Genomic DNA, 17006 nt, shown 5'->3' with positions numbered 1-17006 from the left:
CCGCTGCGGGAATGCGCCATGCGAGACTCGTTACGATGCTCACTTACTTTCAAGCGACTGTCATCGGTGCGGTGCAAGGTGTCACCGAGCTGTTCCCGATCTCGAGCCTGGGGCACTCCGTATTGGTTGCCGCGTGGCTCGGAGGCGATTGGAAGAAGTTGGTCAGTTCCGGCGAGTCCGACACGGGCACACCGTATCTGGCGTTCGTAGTCGCCTTGCATGTCGCGACCGCGGTGGCGCTACTTGGCTACTACTGGCGTGACTGGCATGCCATCATCGTCGGTTTCATCATCACGCTGCGGACCAGGCGCCTCGACACCGTTCCGCAACGCCTGGCATGGCTGATCGTGATCGCCACCATCCCCGTCGGCGTCCTCGGGCCATTACTGGAACATCCACTGCACGCTCTGCTCGCGGCGCCGATCTATGCCAGCGTCTTTCTGACTCTGAACGGTGTGGTGCTGATCGTCGGTGAAGGGCTGCGGCGGCGCAATGAACCATCACTGGCAGAATACGGCCGACGGTTCGCCCTACGAGAGGCGCGCGGCGGCACTCTCGCCGTCGAAACGGAAACTCGTCGCCAAACCGATCGGCCACTGGCGGCCCTCGGGGTCCTGGACGCAGTCGGTATCGGTTTTGCCCAGGTCGGCGCCTTGCTGACCGGATTCAGCCGGGCAGGTCTGACCATGGTCGGCGGCTTGTGGCGTGGTCTCGAACACGAGCACGCGGCCAAATTCGCTTTTCTGCTAGCCACCCCGGCGATCCTGGGCGCGGGGTTGTTGGAGATGCCGGAACTGGTCGGGCCCAGAACCGATGGCATCCGAGGACCGGTGCTGGTCGGAGCTATCGTCTCCGGCGTGTCATCGTGGCTGGCGGTGCGTTTCCTGGAGCGATACTTCCAGACCCACAAACTGCTGCCGTTCGCGGTCTATTGCCTGGTCGCCGGATCGCTGTCGATCGTCCGATTCAGCTGAGGTCCGCTTCCGCATTCGGATCCGGCAGCGGTTGTCTGCATCATGCTCGGATGTGCACGAGAGTTTCACGATTCGGCGCGGGCACGCGGTGGGCTCATCCGGCGGCAGGTGTCTGCTTGACCTCGACTATCGGGAGCATCAGTGCCGCAGGTGAACTCGCCGGAACGACCGGCTGAGCGGGAGCGATCGGAGCGATCCGGCGGTACCCGCTGCCCACTGGTGGTCGGGTGTCCACCTCGCCCTTGTTCGGCCAGTACGCCGCCGCCCGCTCGGCTTGCGCGGCAATGGTCAGCGAGGGGTTCACGCCCAGGTTGGCCGAGACCGCGGCGCCGTCGACGACGCTCAGCGTCGGATAGCCGTACACCCGGTGGTACCCATCGATCACCCCGTGTTCGGCGTCGGCGCCGATCACCGTCCCGCCGAGAAAGTGTGCGGTGAGCGGGATATTGAAGATCTCGCCCCAGCTTCCGCCCGCGATGCCGCCGATCTTCCGCGCGACCCGCCGGGTGACATCGTTGCCCTCGGGAATCCAGGTGGGGTTGGGCTGGCCATGGCCTTGCTTGCTGGTGAGCTTGCGGCCGAACAGCCCACGCTTCGTGTAGATGGTGATCGAGTTGTCCAAATGCTGCATGACCAGCGAAATGATGGTCCGTTCGCTCCAGTTCTGGGTGCTCAGGAAGCTGAGTAGGTCCATCGGATGCCGCAGCACCATGCCGAGGAATCGTAGCCAGCGCGGAATGCCGCCACCGCCGTCGACCATGAGCGTTTGCAGCAGACCCATCGAATTGGAGCCTTTGCCATAACGGACCGGTTCGATGTGGGTATCAGGCGTGGGGTGGATCGAGGAGGTGATCGCGACGCCCTTGGTGAAGTCGACGCCAGGGGTGACCTTCTTCGTCGCCGCGCCGACGATCGATTCCGAGTTGGTCCGCGTCAGCACGCCGAGCCGATCCGAGAGGTCCGGCAGCACACCCTTGTCTCGCATGGTGAACAGCAATTTCTGGGTGCCTCGTGTCCCCGCGGCGAGTACGACATGCGCCGCGGTGAGTGTCCGCGGCCGCTTGCGCACCCACCTGCCCGTGCGGGCGGTGGACACGTCCCAGGTGCCGTCGGGGAGTGGGCGCACTTCGGTGACCGTCGTCATCGGAATCACTTCGGCGCCGGCCTTTTCGGCGAGGTACAGGTAGTTCTTCACGAGGGTGTTCTTCGCGCCGTACTTGCAGCCGACCATACAGTCGCCGCATTCCACACAACCCGTGCGTTCGGGACCGACGCCACCGAAGTACGGGTCCGCCACCGTCTTTCCTGGTTCGCCGAAAAATACCCCGACCGGTGTCTGCACGAACGTATCGCCGATGCCCATGTCGTCGGCGACCGCTTTGAAGATCTCGTCCGCAGGCGTCATATGCGGGTTACGCACCACGCCGAGCATTTTCCTCGCCTGCTCGTAGTACGGTGTCAGCTCGTCGCGCCAGTCGGTGATATCCCGCCACTGCACATCCCGGAAGAACGGCTCCGGCGGTTCGTAGAGCGTGTTGGCGTAGTTCAGCGAGCCTCCTCCGACACCGGCGCCGCCTAGGATGAGGACGTTGCGCAGCAGGTGGATGCGCTGGATGCCATAGCAGCCGAAAGCGGGTGCCCAAAGAAACTTCTTCAGCTCCCAACTGGTTTCGGGCAACTCGTGGTCAGAGAATCGCCGGCCTGCCTCGAGCACGCCGACCTTGTAGCCCTTCTCCACCAGCCGAAGCGCGGTGACGCTGCCGCCGAACCCCGAACCGACGATGAGTACATCGAAATCCGTCGTCCGCTGGTCCATGTGGAACTCCTCGATCTGTCGCCAGTGACTCGGACAACACTACTCCCGAGTAGGTTTTGTGTCGCACCGTGGTGCCAACGACCCCGCGCCAGGTGGCGGCATCTCGAACGTCTGCGGGCAAGGCGAATCCGGCCGCCGATGGCGGTCGGCCTCCGCTCCATCCAGAGCACCGCTCGCAAGAGTTGACATTGCTCTCTACGGCGAGCATGGTTAACGATATGCCGACGACACCACGCGCCCGCGCCAGGGCTCAGACCATGACCGACATCGTTCGGATCGGACGGGAACATCTGGCGACGGACGGCGCGGCCGCGCTGTCGCTGCGGGCGGTCGCTCGCGACCTCGGAGTGGTGTCCTCCGCGATCTACCGGTACGTCCGCAGCCGCGACGAGTTACTCACCCTGCTCGTGGTCGACGGCTACAACGAGTTGGGCGATGAGGTCGACGCCGCACTGGCGGAGCGTACCGACGATCCGGTCGAGCATCTGCGGGTCCTGAGCCGCGTTGTCCGGCGCTGGGCGCTGACCGAACCCGCCCGCTACGGATTGCTGTTCGGCACGCCGGTGCCCGGTTACAAGGCGCCTGCGGCCGAGACCATCGCGCCGGGGACCCGGGTGATCGTCATGATGCAGATCCTGTTCGCTCGCGCCCACCAGGCGGGTCTGCTCGCCGAACCCAGTCGCGCGCTGCAGATATCCGCTCCGCTCGCAGGCGATTTCGCGCGGATCCGGGACGATTTCGAACTCGATCTGCCCGACTGGCTGATCGCCCGCGGCGTAACGTTCTGGGTTGCTCTGTTCGGTGCGGTGAGCGCGGACGTCTTTGACATGTACGGCGCCGACACCTTCGCCGACCGTGACGAAGTGTTCGAACTCCAACTCGATGCCCTACTCGACATGCTGGGCTATCGTGGCTGATCACCGACGAGTGCGGACAGTCGGGATCGGCTGTGGCGGTCTATGGGTACTGATCGCCGGGAAGACGTCGGCAAGGTCACCGCTGCGAAGTGCTCGAAGGGTTGCGGTCCGGCCCGACCGGCGTACCTCGGCTCAGCCTCCGCGGTCAGTCCTCGCTACTGAGCCGGCCGCCGAGGAATTCGAGTAGTTCAGGATCGGCGGAGACGAGACGGTCGACCTCTTCGCCGCCGGTGCACTGATACAGCGCGACGATGACTGCGCCGGATCGGTGCCCCAGCACGCGCCAGACGCCGCCGAAATCGTGCCAGCGGCGTAGGACTGTGACTGGGTCGTCGACGGCCATCATCTGCCTTCCTGGTGGTGCCCACGGTGCGGGCAGGAGTCGCGGGGGTCAGCGTGGGATGGTGACCGGGTCGGCGCAGCTGGCCACCGCGTCGACGAGCGAGCAATTCTTCGGTGCTCGGGTCGGGCGGTAGTCGGGTGCTACGCCATGGGCACGGGTGATGTCGGTGTACGCCGCGACCGCGTCGGTCGGCTTGCGGGTCAGTGTGGGATCGGACAGCACGTCCACCGTGTAGAGCCCGAAACGTGGTGTGTAAGAGCCCCACTCGTAATTATCGGTGAGGCTCCAGTAGTTGTAGCCGATCAGGTTCATTCCGTCTGCCTTGGCGCGCTGGAGCCAGTAGACAGTGTCGCGGAGCGCGTCGGCGCGATCATATCCGTCCGCGCGCGGCATGCCGTTCTCGGTGGGCATCCCGTTCTCTACGATGTAAAGTGGTTTGCCGGGAAATCGGCGCGAGTAGTGCTGGAGCGCATAGTAGATGCCCTCCGGTTGCAGTGGGTTCTTCCACAACTCCGTGAAGCTCATCATGCCGAGCAGGCTGTCGGGGGACAGGCCGTAGTAATAGTCGATGCCGACGAAGTCGAGTTCGGCGGCGATCGTGTCGATGAGCGGCTTGTTCACGACGTCCTCGCCGGCAGGGATGTAGGCGACATTGCTGGTCACCATCGCGTCCGGCTGCACGTGATGGATGTAGTCATAAATGCTTTTGTGCGCCTGGACAATCCGGTCATGCATCGCGGGCACGGAGGCGGGTGACAAGCCGCCGTGGCGCAATTCGTTGACGATGTAGAACGCCGGCTCGTTGAACGTGACCCACAGCGGCTTGTGGGCGGCGTAGCGGTCGACGAGCATACGTGCATTGCGGAGCCAGTCCTCGACCATGCCCGGGCTGTTCCACCCACCCTTGTCGACCTCCCAGCCGGGGTATACCCAGTGGTCGATGGTGAGCATCGGGCGCATGCCCGACGTGTTGATCGCGGAGATCACGTTGTCGTAGAACGCCAGCCCGTTCGCGTCCCACGTACCCGCTTCGGGTTGCACGCGAGCCCACTCGATTCCGACGCGATACACCGTGACGCCGAGGGCCGCCGCCAGGGCTATGTCCGACTGATAATGCGCGGTGAAGTCGATCGAATCTCGGTATGGATCTTGTGTTTTCCCGGCTGCCACATAGCGCGACCAGTTGCTGTCGGGGGCGTGTCCTTCCGACTGGTATCCCGAAGCCGCAACGCCCCAGAGGAAATCTGCCTCCATCGGCGCGATCAGGGTGGGTGGCGCGGGGCGCGCCGCGGCCGGCACCGTGCCACTGATGACCAGTGCCGCAGTGGTAGCCGCGAGTGCGGCGACGACGCGGCGGCGTCGGTGCGCTCGCATCGAACTCCTTTTCCTGACTTCTCGAACAGCGCTCGAGAACCGCCTTCTGCACGCGGACCAGATTGGGATAGCTGCCACGGAAACAGGGTATCCGCCATCGCTGCTGGTCGAGCCAATGTCGTTGTGTTTCGCGCGGAGGTCGGCGGCGCGAGCCTCGCGGCCTCGCCGAGGCCACACGGGCTCATCGACGAGTACCAACTGTTCCTCTCACCCGTGGTGCTCGGCGCCGGCACACCGCTCTTCCCGACACTGGACAAGCGTATCCAGTTCCGATTGGCCGAGACGAGGCACTTCAACACCGTGGTGATGCAGCGCTACCTCGCCGACCGAAGTCCGTTCAACCGCGGCAGTCCCCATTTTGCGTGGCGTCGGTGACGGCGAACAGCAGTCGTGCGAACGGTCCATCCGGTCCATGACGGATGTCATTCGGGGGAGCACTCGTCGTGGCGACACCGCCCTGGCCGGTGACTGGTAGCTCTAACCAGGCACTACGCCATATCTGTTGGTTTCGGCGATTACTGCCTAGACCCGTTTCGTCGGCACAGCGCAGGGGATAGGGCAGTTCGGCCGCCGCGCGCCAGGGGAGGGGAGTGCGATCGCTGAAGCAGCTGGGGTGCCGTCAGGAGGAATCTTCGAGGAAGATGTTGCGCCGTTCCGCGAGCTGGGATACCAGCCCCAGCCCGGGCAGGTTTGGCCAGTGTGCAAATAACATGTAGATACGTAGATATGCGTATCTGAACATATGAATCCCTGGCACTAAAACTAAAGACATCCGAACATTCACGAACAAGCAGCAAAGAGGCCCAGGAGCCTACGAGCTCTCGAGAAAAACCATTTACGAATCCGACCCAGCCACCGAGATATCGCCCGAGCGCAGTTCGGCGGCCAGGTGCGAGAACACGCACACCTCCAGATGCCGCCGCGACAGCATCCCCGGTTTATGTTTGTCACACACCACTTTCCGCCACGCCTCGCTGGCGAAGCCGTCCACATCCACCCGGAGCGTGACCTTCTCGCCGTCGCCCTCGTCGATCGCGATCTCACCGATCCAGTCGCTGCGCCGGTCACGGATCGCGCGCACGAACTCCACCGCGTCGAGCACACTGCGCTCGGCGGTCACCGCTTCCAGCTGGATCGAGTCGACCAGAGTGAACAGTGCCTTGCGGTGCGAACGGTAGAACCGTTCCAACAGCGGCAGATAGTTGTTGCCGTGATGAGCCGACATCTCCTCGTGCGCGGCGGCCAGCGCCTCGATGCCGCCGCCGGCTTCGAGGACCTTCGGCATCAGCTGTCCGGCCCGCCCGAACACTTCTGAATCATTCACCCCGCCAACAGCTCCCGCGCGCGGCGCGGTGACAGGCTCGGCCTCGAGGTCGGCCGGCGCGACAGCTTGACGGGTGGCACCCAGGACATCGCCGAGTACACCCAGCAGCCGCTCGGACTCCTCACGATGCTGCTCGCGCAGCCTGTCGAGCAGGTCGCGACCGTTCTTGTGGATGGCGGAGATCCGTTTGCAGAACATGTCGCACACCTCGTCGCGGGCCGCGGTCCGCAACGTGTGGATCAGGCTGACCAGCAACGTCAGCCGTTTGTACTGGCCATACTTGCGGAAATCGGCGACATCAGTCACCCGCGCCTCCCCGGCGAAGTGGCCGACCTTGCCCGAGGGAATCCCGTCGAGCCACTGCTCGGTTGCGCCGAGCGCGTCGAGTGCGGCCATGTGTTCCAGGCGTTGGCGGAACTTGCCCAGGCTCGCCTGTTTCGCTGGATCTTTCATCCGGTCGAATTCGCTGCGCCGCGTCACCGGATCCACCAGCAGCAACCGCGCCAGCCGGGCCCGCTCCGGCTGGCCGATCCGCCAGCCACCGCCGTGTAGAAACTGGTGTTGACCTCGGTACGGATGGTCTTGGTCATCGCGTCCAGGGTCGTGTAGCCGGGAAGCTCACACGACTGGCGAACCAGCTCCTCCAACGCGACGTTGATCAGATCCGCCGGATTGTCCTTCGTCTGCGCCGCCGCCCGGATCGCGGCCTCCGCCACCGCCCGCACCCGCGCCGGCTCGAACGTCACACCCAGATACTCGCGGATCAACTGTCGATGCCACTTCGCCGTACGCGGCGAAACATGCTCCACCGCAACAACACCCGAACCTAGGTCGGCCGCCGTACCGACGTGGGCGACAACAACTTCCGGCACATCGGCCAGCTTCGGGAAATACCCGAGCCGCTGATACGACTTCAGCACCAGCGCATGCAACTCGGAGGTGGTACGCGACCCGGCCCACTCCACCTCGGTTGGTGAGGGCGTAAACGAATCAGCCAGCTCCCGGCCCGACACCACACGCTTGAAACCGCGGATACGCGGTCCGGTCGATCGACGCCACACAACTCCCCGGCCACCCATGGTCTACACAGCCGGTCAGAACCCTAAACGACCAGTCCGACCATCGCGACCGGATACCTACGACCAGCGGCTACAGGGCGCTATTGTCCCTTCTGCCGTATTCCGGCCACAGCCCCTGAGGTGCGGTGCGAGACAATCAGTTCGGCGAACCCGCGAGGCGGGCGGTACGGCGGTAACGGCCGGGGGCGACGCCGTAATCGCGCTTGAATGCCTTGGCAAAGGCGTACTCAGAGTTGTATCCGATCTGTCGCGACACTGCCTTCAAAGGTGCGTTCGATTCCCGCAGAGCCCTTGCCGCTGTGGTCATCCGCCACCTGGTGAGGTAGGTCAAGGGCGGCTCGCCGACCAGCATGTGGAACCGGCGCGCGAATACCGCCCTCGACAACCCGACCTCGGAACCGAGCCCCTCGACGGTCCACGGCAACGCGGGATCGGTGTGCATCTTTGCCAGTGCCTTGCCGATTGCGGGGTCGGTCAGCGCCGCTGCCCAGCCGCTCGGCTGCTCTGCCAGCCACGCCCGCAGTATGTGAATCAGCAACGCGTCGACCAACGCGGACACCACTGCGCTCGCGCCGGGGCCTTGGACATCGACCTCCTCGGCGAGCAAGTTCACCGTGGCGTGCAGCACATGGTGCCGGCCTGCCCGCGTGGGCAGGTACACGACCGGCGGCAATGACTCGAGCAGTGGGTGTGCACGTTGTTGCTCGAGGAGATAAGCCCCGCACAGCAGTGCGGTCTCGGCGCCAGGGCCGGGCAACCGCAGTCTGCTGATACGGGGGGAATCATCGACGGCATCCGGGGTGAAATCGACCGGCGTGCTGGCCGGATCGTCGGCCAGCGTGTGTGGGCCTACATTGCGTAGCAAGATCACATCACCAGGGCTCAGTGCCAGCGGCGGCGCCTCGGGCCGCACCAACCAGCAGGTGCCGTGCAACACCATATGGAACGCGGTCGCGGCTGGTCTCAGGTAGCGCAACCCCCACGGCGCCCGGCCCTCGGTGTGCGCGGACACGGGATGCCCGGTGCGCATAGCAGACAGCACATCCGCGAGAACGTCCATGACTGCACCATACATCTGTACGGCCAATACGAATGGATATCTTTTCTCGACAGTCAGGCATGGATCGTCTCGCGGTCGATGACTAGCGTGACCATTACGGAAGTCGACTGAAGGAGTGCTGTGCAGAACGTTCTTGTGATTGGCGCAACCGGCAAGACCGGCAGGCAGGTAGTGGAAGCGCTGCTGACTCGCGGTGCCACCGTGCGAGCCGCGAGCCGCAAACCCGCACCCGCCCGCGACGGTGTGCAACCGGTAGTTTTCGACTGGCTGGACCGGAGCACATGGGCGCCGACGGTAGCCGGAGCCGAGGCCGTCTATGTGGTCGGTCCGTACGCATACCCCAGCGCGGGCCGCCGCACCGCTGAGTTCTTGGCTGCCGCGGGCGATACCCGCCGGGTGGTGTTGTTGTCGGCGATGGGCACCGATCAGCTCGGTTCAGAGTCTCCGAATCGCGCGGCCGAGCTAGCCGTGCAAGCCTCTGGCAAGGCGTGGACTATCCTGCGCGCCAGCTGGTTTCACCAGAACTTCAGCGAAGGCCCGATCTTCCCGCCGATGATCGAAGCCGGCGAGTTGGTGTTGGCCGCTGGTTCTGCGGCGGTGAGCCACATCGATGCTTACGACATCGCGGCGGTGGCGGCGGTGGTGCTGACGTCGGAGGGCCACGAAGGCCAGGAGTACGCGCTGAGCGGACCAGCGGCCCTGACATTCGAGCAACTGGCGGCGGAGTTGACGAGAGCTTTGGGGCGCCGCATCGGACTACGGGACGTCACACCGGAAGGATTCGTCGAACAGCTGACCGGCCAAGGGCTTCCCGCGCCACTTGTCGCCACCATGACCGCCGTGCTGGGAGCAACCAGAGCGGGCGTGTTCAGCCATGTCACCGGCACCGTGGAGAAGTTGCTCGGCCGTGCGCCGCGTAGTTTCGCCGAGTTCGCCACCGAAATGGGCTGACACTTTTCGTTCGGTCTGAAGGGTTCGAGTATTCGCTCTTCGAGTCTGCAACCGCCGACCATCATCTACCTCGGAGGTGGGCCTCGGGCGAGGTCACCACGCCAGTCCGGATCGAAAAGCACGAACCAGTCACCTTGGCGGACCGCTGAGGACGGATCCGTCAGCCACTGCTCCTTTCCTGCTTCGGTCGTCACGATCCCTCTGGCGGCGCCGATGAGGCCGAAACGAACCTAGGTCCGCGGATGCGCGAGGTGTGTTCGGACTCGGCAGGCGCCACCCGCGCGGCTTCGTACTCGGCGGGTGGGACGTGGGCCAGGAGGCTGTGTGTAGCCACTGGTTTCGTACCAGCCGACCCATTTCATTGATGCGAACTCAATATCGTCGAGGGACCGCAACGGCCCGGTAGAAACGGGCTGCCACGGCAACGCCTCGGTCTCGAACAGATCGAGGTGTATTGCGACCGCGTCACTGTGATGGATCCGATGGCGTGACCATCGTGGTCGCGCCGCCTCCAGCACCATCCACACTGCGGTGGTGACCATGACGACGTCCTCGATCACGGCGGCCTGCCAGCCCACGATGGAACGGGACAAGCAGTCGACCACGAACGCCGGGAACTTGACCTTGGGGTAGGCAAACGTCGCTGTTATGAGGTGCGGCTACCCGCCGGCGAATGGAGGTAACACGTCTACACGTAGCGACAGCGGTGTGCCGCGGTCACGGGTGAGCTCGTCTCCAACCACGAAGGCGCAGACGGCAAGTCTCTTTGCGATGTCGGCACCGTATCTCGTCGCGAGGGTGGAGCACAGGTCGGCGATGGTGGCGCCGGCTGGAAGATCGAGGTCTTCACGGTCCCTGCCGACGGCTTCGGCCATCGCGGCGAAGTAATGGATCTCAACCACCGATTGCTCCCATCGTCCGTTCCGGGGGTACGAAGCCGTCGGCGTTTATGCCGTGGCCGGCCGATTTGTTCCACATGGCGCCGCGCCAGAGGTCGGCGATCTCGGCATCGGCGGCACCGGAACGCAATAGTTGCCGCACATCGAATTCCTGGTCGCTGAACAGGCAGGACCGCAACATACCGTCGGCGGTGAGGCGGGTGCGGTCGCAAGAGCCACAGAAATTGCGGGTCACCGAGGCGATGATGCCCACAGTGGCTGGGCCGCCATCGACCAGCCACAGCTCGGCGGGTGCGGACGGATCATCCCCTCGCCCCGCTTCGGTCAAGGTGAAGCGACTACTCAGCACGTCGACCAGTTCCGCAGCGGTCACCATGTTTGTGCGCGCCCATTCCCGGTCGGCGTCCAGTGGCATCTGCTCGATGAAACGCAACTGACACCCTTCGTCCAGGCACCACCGAAGCAAATCCGGTGCACCGGCGAGGGTTTGGCGCATGAGCACCGCGTTCACCTTCACTGGTGCCAGCCCCGCGTCGCGGGCGGCCAGGATGCCCGCCAGCGCGGAGTCGAGGCGATCACGCCTGGTGAGCCGGGCGAATCCCGCTCGGTCGACGGTGTCCAGCGAGACGTTGACGCGCTGCAGCCCAGCCGCGGCCAGGCGGCGAGCGCGATGCTCTAGACCGATGCCGTTGGTGGTCATGGACAGTGGGGTGTCGGGTGCCTGCTCATGGCAGCCCTCAACGATCTGTTCGAGATCGCGCCGCATCAACGGCTCACCACCGGTGAATCGGACCTCGCGTACGCCGAGGTGGCGGGCCGCGAGGCTGACCAACCGCACGATCTCGTCGACTGTCAGCAGCTCTTCGCGTGGTATCGGAGGCAGGCCCTCTTCGGGCATGCAATATGTGCAGCGCAGCGAACATTTCTCCGTGATGGAGACCCTCAGATCGTGGGCAATCCGGCCGAAGCGATCTATTAATTCACTCGTGTCGGGACGTCCGTCGAGCGAAGGACGCCCGGAGTGACGTAAAGCGGGCATCCCCATTTCGACAAAGCTCATGTTCAGAATTATGAGCCATGTCACAGACGGACAAATCTGGTCAACTTCCCACCCGTGGGCAATCCTGTAGCCATCTGTGGGATGCGATTGTGCAAACATCATTTGCATGAGCGATATCACACGAATCGCGGTCGCCGCGGGTGAGCTGCGGACCACCGCGGCGGTGGTCGCACTCGTGCGGGCGGATGACATGCCGAAGGCCGACGTGCTGCCGACCGCGCGTATCGCGGGAATCATGGGGGCCAAAAGGACCTCGGAGCTTATTCCTTTGTGTCATCAACTGGCCCTGTCCTCGGTGCAGGTCGAGTTCGGCTTCACCAACACCGCCATTACGATCCGAGCAACGGCAAAAGCCGTCGGGCCCACCGGGGTAGAAATGGAAGCGCTCAGCGCGGTCACGGTCGCCGCTCTCACCCTGCACGACATGGTGAAAGCAGTGGACCCCGCGGCAGCGGTGCATGCGATTCGGCTGATCAGCAAAGATGGGATCGCCCGCGAACCCGAACACTGTGCGGCCCCTGAGAGGTAAGCCGTATCCGAGGTGGGCATAATTGTATGAATGTGATTGTTTTGAGTAAGCAAACGTATAGCTACGAGTGTGCAAACATGCGGCGTGCGCTCCCCGGCGCCAAGAAGGACGATGATGAGTGAGCTGTCCCATGTCGACCGGGAAGGTCGCGCGCGAATGGTCGATGTCAGCGCGAAGTCCGACAGCGCACGGATCGCGGTCGCCGCGGGTGAACTACGAACCACCACCGAGGCGCTAGCGGCATTGCGTAGCGAGAGCGAGTGGCGGGGGGATGTGCTGGCCACCGCACGGATCGCAGGCATTGCGGGAGCGAAGAAGACCTCGGAGCTTATTCCTTTGTGTCATCAACTGGCCCTTTCCTCGGTCCAGGTCGAGTTCGGCTTCACCAATACCGCCATCACGATCCAGGGGACGGCAAAAACCACCGGGCCCACCGGCGTCGAGATGGAGGCGCTCACCGCGGTCGCAGTCGCAGGGCTGACCTTGAATTACCTGCTGAAGGCGGTCGACCCGGCGGCAACGCTCGACGCGGTGCGGTTACTCACCAAGGACGGCGGCAAGCACGGACATTGGGAGAGGCCGGGTTTCAGCCGGTCCTCGGTCGATGCGATATCCCAGACCACCATCCAATTGTTCGCGGACGGGCCTCGTGCCCACCGTCCGGCCACCGCGGCGGCCGAAGCCGACGGCACCAGTGTCGCGGGAAGGCTGAAATCATGACAGGAACCGAATCCTTCGTTCGGCTCGTCCGAATCAGTGACCGGCCGCTTGATGCGGCCGAGGTCGAAGCCGCGGTGACCGGCCCCGGATACGGCGCTGTGGTGGTGTTCACCGGCAAGGTTCGCAATCATGATGGTGGCCAAAAAGTTTCCGCGCTGGATTACTCGGCACACCCCGAGGCCGAGCGGTTCCTGCGGCAGGTGTGCGGCCAGGTGGCCGAGTCGTACGGTCTGCCGATGGCCGCCGTCCACCGCGTCGGCGACTTGACCATTGGTGATCTCGCGATCGTCGCTGCGGTGGCCGCGGCGCACCGTGCCGAAGCGTTCGCCGCTTGCTCGGAGTTGGTCGACCGCATCAAACACGAAGTGCCGATCTGGAAGCGACAATTGTTCTCCGACGGACTTTCCGAATGGGTGAATGCCTGCGGCTGAACAGCCACCATCGTCGGCCGCAATGCTGCGGCCGCACGGAGCGGCGTACGGGGGTGCGGCTGCGCCCTCAGTCCGCTTGAAGACGTATCCGTTCGTGTCCATCGACGACCACTCCCGCGTGGTGGTCGCGCATCGGTGTGGCTTCGCGAGGACACCGTCCGGCTGGCCGCAGCATTGCGGTCGGCGTTGGCTGCGTGGGGATTTCCGCGATACGTGTGCCCTCGCGTTCAGCATCCGGAGCCCTCACCTGCTCCCGGTCGAGGGGGACGACAAGGAACGATATTGCTCCAGGTGGACGGTCACTGGTCTGCGAGGATGAAGCGTAATAAGAGGAACCGGAGCGATAAGTTTGTTCGAGGTCGGAACGAGTCGATAGCGTTGGAGCGTCATGGCGATCGTCAGCTGCATTTCCGCCATCGCAAAAACGTTGCCGATGCACATGCGGGGTCCGGCGCCGAATGGGTAGTAACCTGGATGAGTTCCGCCTACGTCGTTGACTTCACTGAAACGGTCGGGATCGAACTGCTCTGGATTGGGCCAATAGTTCGGGTGGCGATGTATGAAGTAGTAGCTCCACAAAATGGTTGTGCCGGCGGGAATTCGGTAGCCACCGATTTCATCGTCTTCCACGGCTTGCCGGTAATTATGCCATGCGGGAGAATAGAGGCGCAGGGTTTCCTGGATGACCTGGCGGGTATAAGTGAGCGGCGGCAGATCGGCCGTCCGGGGCCGCCGGTCGGCGAGGACGGTGTCGATTTCGGCGCGCAACCGTTCCTCGACATCGGGATGGTGGCCGAGCAGGTACCAAACCCAGGTCAACGTGTTGGCGCTGGTCTCATGCCCAGCGAACAGCATCGTCAGGATCTCGTCACGCAACTGGCGGTCGGTCATCCCTTCGCCGGATTCGGCGTCTCGGGCGGCCATCATCCTCGACAGCAGGCTCTGGTCGGAGCCCTCGTCCGCCCGATGCCGTCGGATCATCTCGTACATGATCGAGTCCAGCACATTCAACGCCCGATGGAAGCGTCGGTGGCCAGGCGTCGGCACAGAGAGTGGCAGTAAGGGAAACCGCATGAACGATGCCAGCTCTTGGGTCGTGATGGTGAAGGCATCGGTGAAGGTACGTAGTATTTCGTCACCAGGATTCAAGTCGAAAAGTGTCGCGAGAACAATCCTGAGGGTGAGGTCGGTCATTTCGGCGCCGACGTCTATCGGTGTGCCGGCAATCCGCGCCTGCTCCCACCGATCGTGCGTGGTTTCGATCGCGGTTGTCATCATTTCGTCGAACGCGGCAATCCGCTGGCGATGGAAGGCTGGTTGCAGAAGGCGGCGCTGTAGAAGCCACTCGGGCCTGGACGCGGTGCCGAGGCCATAGCCGAACATGTTCCGTGCCATCTCGACCGCGGGGCCGTTCCGGTCGTAGTTATGGTGGTGGCGCTTTAAAACATGATCGACGAACGTGGGGTCGTTCAGCACGATGGTCGGCATTCCGAGGAGATCGACGGAGAATATATCACCGTGTTCGTCGAGCATTCTGGAGAGAAATTCAAGCGGTGTGCGCTGGAACTGCAGAGTGGGTGCAAACGATCCTCGTGGCCCAGGCGGTCGGTTGTTCGGGCTTGATTTCGAGGTGAGCGGTGATGTGCCCGACACTGCGGACTCCTTCTGTGACTGGGCTGATGGGGTATCTGCATGCGATGTCGCGACATGCCCCCATTCCGGAACGCGGTTCGATGTTCGACGGCGTCCACGAACTCATTCTGAAAGTTTCTTTCTCAATTTGGTCGGATATAAACGTTCAATGCATATGGCTCGAAGAGTGGGGATGGTTCAATGCGCGGCCGGATAACTTTGCGGCGAGGGTGCGGCGGCGCATATATTGCGGCGGTTGTCCATTTGTTGTTCAATTCCGAGAGGAAGCGTTCGATCGCCGCCGGTATCGAATTTTGTCGCTCCGACACCGGTTTCGATCCATCGGCTTCGTTTGGTGCGGCATATGATGTGCCTGGTCTTCTGTATCGTGTCACGGAATGTCGCGAAACCATGACCGTGATTTATCCGTATCCATGCCCTTCGGTTTACGGAGGTGCACCGACATCCAGGCAATTGATTTGCGGAGGAGCGGGCTGGACATCTTTCGCCCTGGGCTCCGCACGGGCTCGGTAACAATCAGCGTGGGCGCCTACTTCCGATGGACCGCACCGGACCGTGTCCTACACATACCTTCGTCCGCCCCTCTCTCGCAACGACGATGTCCCTGCCGGTATATGCCTCTGCCTACATATACAGCTGATCATCAGACGTCTAAACGATAGCATCTCCCGGCGACGCGTGCGGCGATTGTCACTTCCGGTCAGAGTGGCCGACCGCAACGGTGGTCCATGTCGATTGCTGGCGTGCCTCCGGTTCTGTGTGCTTCGTGGCACCGCGCAAACACGGCCGACTCCGAAGAGCAAACCAGGGCAGTCGCTATCGGAGCGGTGTCTTACGCCGCGCCAGGAGCCTCGTACTGAGTGGCCCAACAAGTTTCGGCACGGGGTGAAGCGTCCGTTCGCGGCATTCCACACGTCGTTCGCCGATCACTCCTCAACTCTGCTGGCCGTTGCGTGTTTCCCGAGGACTCGACCTAGGTGGAGGACCGCGGCCTGGCCGAGAATATCGGCTCTCATCACGACTTCGGGCGGCTGACGAGCTTTGTCACCTGGCCGCCGACGCGGTGCCATGGACCGTCGCCGCTAGCGACGGAGACCGCGGTCCGGCACGCGGGGACTAGTATCGGTGTGCGGGTGCTGGCTGTTGGCCGCGGCTCCCGTGTGCGGCTGATCTTTGGGTGGAGGCTTGATGGTGGCGGTCGGCGCCCGTGGCAGACGAGGTGCGACTCTGGTAGGGAGGGCCTCCGAGCTGCAGCGAGTGGACCAGACATTGGCAGATGCTCGGTCCGGTTCGGCGGGTTCCGTCGTCATGCTGGGTGAACCGGGGATCGGTAAGACGCTTCTTCTGACTGAGTTGTGTAAGCGAGCGACTGCAGCGGGTTTCGAAGTGTTGGCAGGGCGGGGATCCGAGTTGGAACGCGAGGTTCCGTTCGGTGTGGTGGTCGACGCGTTGGATGAAAGCTTCGCAGCCCTGGACTCCCAGGGTGTCGCCGAGCTGGGTCCGGATCGGATGGCGGAGTTGGCGGCGGTTTTGCCATCGCTGTCGGGACGTGACTCGCATGCCGTGGGCCGACTGGAAGTGGAGCGCTTCGAGTTCTATCGTGCGGTGCGCACCGCCCTCGACCAACTAGCTCTGCGCAAGCCGATCGTGTTGGCGCTAGACGATGTGCATTGGGCGGATCCAGCGTCGGCGGAGCTGATCGCGCACATGCTGCGGCGTTCGGTACCACGCATGGTGCTGGCCTTGGCCTACCGTCCCCGGCAGGCACCGCGGCTGGTGATGGATGCGGTGGCGCAGGCTGCGCGTGAGGGTGTGTTGTGTGAGTTGAGGTTGGCGCCGTTGTCTTTGGTGGAGGCTGCTGAGGCGTTGGGTGAGC

Annotated in this window: 14 protein-coding genes and 3 pseudogenes; 8 read left to right on the top strand and 9 right to left on the bottom strand. The window is 63.6% G+C overall.

Annotated features, from left to right (window positions below; translation table 11 throughout):
* Positions 1 to 35: 35 nt before the first annotated feature.
* A complete protein-coding gene (locus tag AB0C34_RS29925) occupies positions 36 to 974 on the top strand; it encodes an undecaprenyl-diphosphate phosphatase (RefSeq protein WP_357080274.1) in 939 nt (312 codons plus the stop codon).
* A 94-nt stretch (positions 975 to 1068) separates the two neighbouring features.
* Here AB0C34_RS29925 and AB0C34_RS29920 read toward each other — a convergent pair whose 3' ends face one another.
* A complete protein-coding gene (locus AB0C34_RS29920; RefSeq protein ID WP_357080271.1) occupies positions 1069 to 2790 on the bottom strand; it encodes a GMC family oxidoreductase in 1722 nt (573 codons plus the stop codon).
* Between the two features lie 218 nt (positions 2791 to 3008).
* Between AB0C34_RS29920 and AB0C34_RS29915 the strand changes: the two genes are divergently transcribed.
* Positions 3009 to 3707 carry a WHG domain-containing protein gene (locus AB0C34_RS29915; protein ID WP_357080268.1) on the top strand — a complete coding sequence of 233 codons (699 nt, stop codon included), beginning with the start codon at positions 3009 to 3011 and terminating at the stop codon, positions 3705 to 3707.
* Positions 3708 to 3852: 145 nt separating this feature from the next.
* Here the strand turns inward: AB0C34_RS29915 and AB0C34_RS29910 are convergent, their stop codons facing one another.
* Together AB0C34_RS29910 and AB0C34_RS29905 are read right to left on the bottom strand one after the other, a co-directional pair.
* Positions 3853 to 4050 carry a hypothetical protein gene (locus AB0C34_RS29910; protein ID WP_357080331.1) on the bottom strand — a complete coding sequence of 66 codons (198 nt, stop codon included), beginning with the start codon at positions 4048 to 4050 and terminating at the stop codon, positions 3853 to 3855.
* A 48-nt stretch (positions 4051 to 4098) separates the two neighbouring features.
* On the bottom strand, positions 4099 to 5424 hold the full coding sequence (locus tag AB0C34_RS29905; protein WP_357080265.1) for a family 1 glycosylhydrolase: 1326 nt from the start codon (positions 5422 to 5424) through the stop codon (positions 4099 to 4101).
* A gap of 135 nt (positions 5425 to 5559) precedes the next feature.
* Here AB0C34_RS29905 and AB0C34_RS29900 point away from each other — a divergent pair.
* A pseudogene (locus AB0C34_RS29900) lies at positions 5560 to 5799 on the top strand (dihydrofolate reductase family protein); the annotation flags it as partial.
* A gap of 460 nt (positions 5800 to 6259) precedes the next feature.
* Here the strand turns inward: AB0C34_RS29900 and AB0C34_RS29895 are convergent.
* The 3 genes from AB0C34_RS29895 to AB0C34_RS29885 all read right to left on the bottom strand — a co-directional run bounded on the left by AB0C34_RS29895 (position 6260) and on the right by AB0C34_RS29885 (position 8887).
* Positions 6260 to 7228, bottom strand: a complete 969-nt coding sequence (locus AB0C34_RS29895) for a hypothetical protein (protein WP_357080262.1) — start codon at positions 7226 to 7228, stop codon at positions 6260 to 6262.
* Positions 7225 to 7761 (bottom strand): DUF4158 domain-containing protein, encoded by a 537-nt coding sequence (locus AB0C34_RS29890; RefSeq protein ID WP_357080259.1) that lies wholly within the window; start codon positions 7759 to 7761, stop codon positions 7225 to 7227. The genes AB0C34_RS29895 and AB0C34_RS29890 overlap by 4 nt, the downstream gene beginning before the upstream one ends.
* Positions 7762 to 7963: 202 nt before the next feature.
* Positions 7964 to 8887, bottom strand: coding sequence for an AraC family transcriptional regulator (locus tag AB0C34_RS29885; protein WP_357080257.1), 924 nt, complete (start codon positions 8885 to 8887; stop codon positions 7964 to 7966).
* 120 nt (positions 8888 to 9007) lie between these two features.
* On the opposite strand from AB0C34_RS29885, the gene AB0C34_RS29880 reads away from it, so the two are divergent.
* A complete protein-coding gene (locus AB0C34_RS29880) occupies positions 9008 to 9838 on the top strand; it encodes an NAD(P)H-binding protein (protein ID WP_357080254.1) in 831 nt (276 codons plus the stop codon).
* 659 nt (positions 9839 to 10497) lie between these two features.
* On the opposite strand, the gene AB0C34_RS29875 is transcribed toward AB0C34_RS29880, so the two are convergent.
* Together AB0C34_RS29875 and moaA are read right to left on the bottom strand one after the other, a co-directional pair.
* On the bottom strand, positions 10498 to 10740 hold the full coding sequence (locus tag AB0C34_RS29875) for a MoaD/ThiS family protein (protein ID WP_357080251.1): 243 nt from the start codon (positions 10738 to 10740) through the stop codon (positions 10498 to 10500).
* Positions 10733 to 11797 carry a GTP 3',8-cyclase MoaA gene (moaA, locus tag AB0C34_RS29870; protein ID WP_357080248.1) on the bottom strand — a complete coding sequence of 355 codons (1065 nt, stop codon included), beginning with the start codon at positions 11795 to 11797 and terminating at the stop codon, positions 10733 to 10735. Before moaA ends, AB0C34_RS29875 begins: the two co-directional genes overlap by 8 nt.
* A 106-nt stretch (positions 11798 to 11903) precedes the next feature.
* On the opposite strand from moaA, the pseudogene moaC (AB0C34_RS29865) reads away from it, so the two are divergent.
* From moaC (AB0C34_RS29865) to AB0C34_RS29855, 3 genes and pseudogenes are all read left to right on the top strand, one after another.
* Positions 11904 to 12284: pseudogene (moaC, locus tag AB0C34_RS29865) on the top strand (cyclic pyranopterin monophosphate synthase MoaC); the annotation flags it as partial.
* Positions 12285 to 12440: 156 nt separating this feature from the next.
* Positions 12441 to 12899: pseudogene (moaC, locus tag AB0C34_RS29860) on the top strand (cyclic pyranopterin monophosphate synthase MoaC); the annotation flags it as partial.
* A 143-nt stretch (positions 12900 to 13042) separates the two neighbouring features.
* Positions 13043 to 13477, top strand: coding sequence for a molybdenum cofactor biosynthesis protein MoaE (locus tag AB0C34_RS29855; RefSeq protein ID WP_357080245.1), 435 nt, complete (start codon positions 13043 to 13045; stop codon positions 13475 to 13477).
* A 243-nt stretch (positions 13478 to 13720) separates the two neighbouring features.
* Here the strand turns inward: AB0C34_RS29855 and AB0C34_RS29850 are convergent, their stop codons facing one another.
* Positions 13721 to 15130: a cytochrome P450 gene (locus tag AB0C34_RS29850; RefSeq protein ID WP_357080242.1), complete on the bottom strand. Its 1410-nt coding sequence runs from the start codon at positions 15128 to 15130 to the stop codon at positions 13721 to 13723.
* Positions 15131 to 16318: 1188 nt separating this feature from the next.
* Between AB0C34_RS29850 and AB0C34_RS29845 the strand changes: the two genes are divergently transcribed.
* The coding region (locus tag AB0C34_RS29845) for an AAA family ATPase (protein WP_357080240.1) at positions 16319 to 17006 on the top strand (688 nt) is incomplete at its 3' end.

It is taken from the genome of Nocardia sp. NPDC049220 (assembly GCF_040647855.1).
Classification (GTDB): Bacteria; Actinomycetota; Actinomycetes; order Mycobacteriales; family Mycobacteriaceae; genus Nocardia.
The sequence above is the reverse complement of the archived record's forward strand: the minus strand, read 5'-3'. Positions and strand labels throughout refer to the sequence as shown.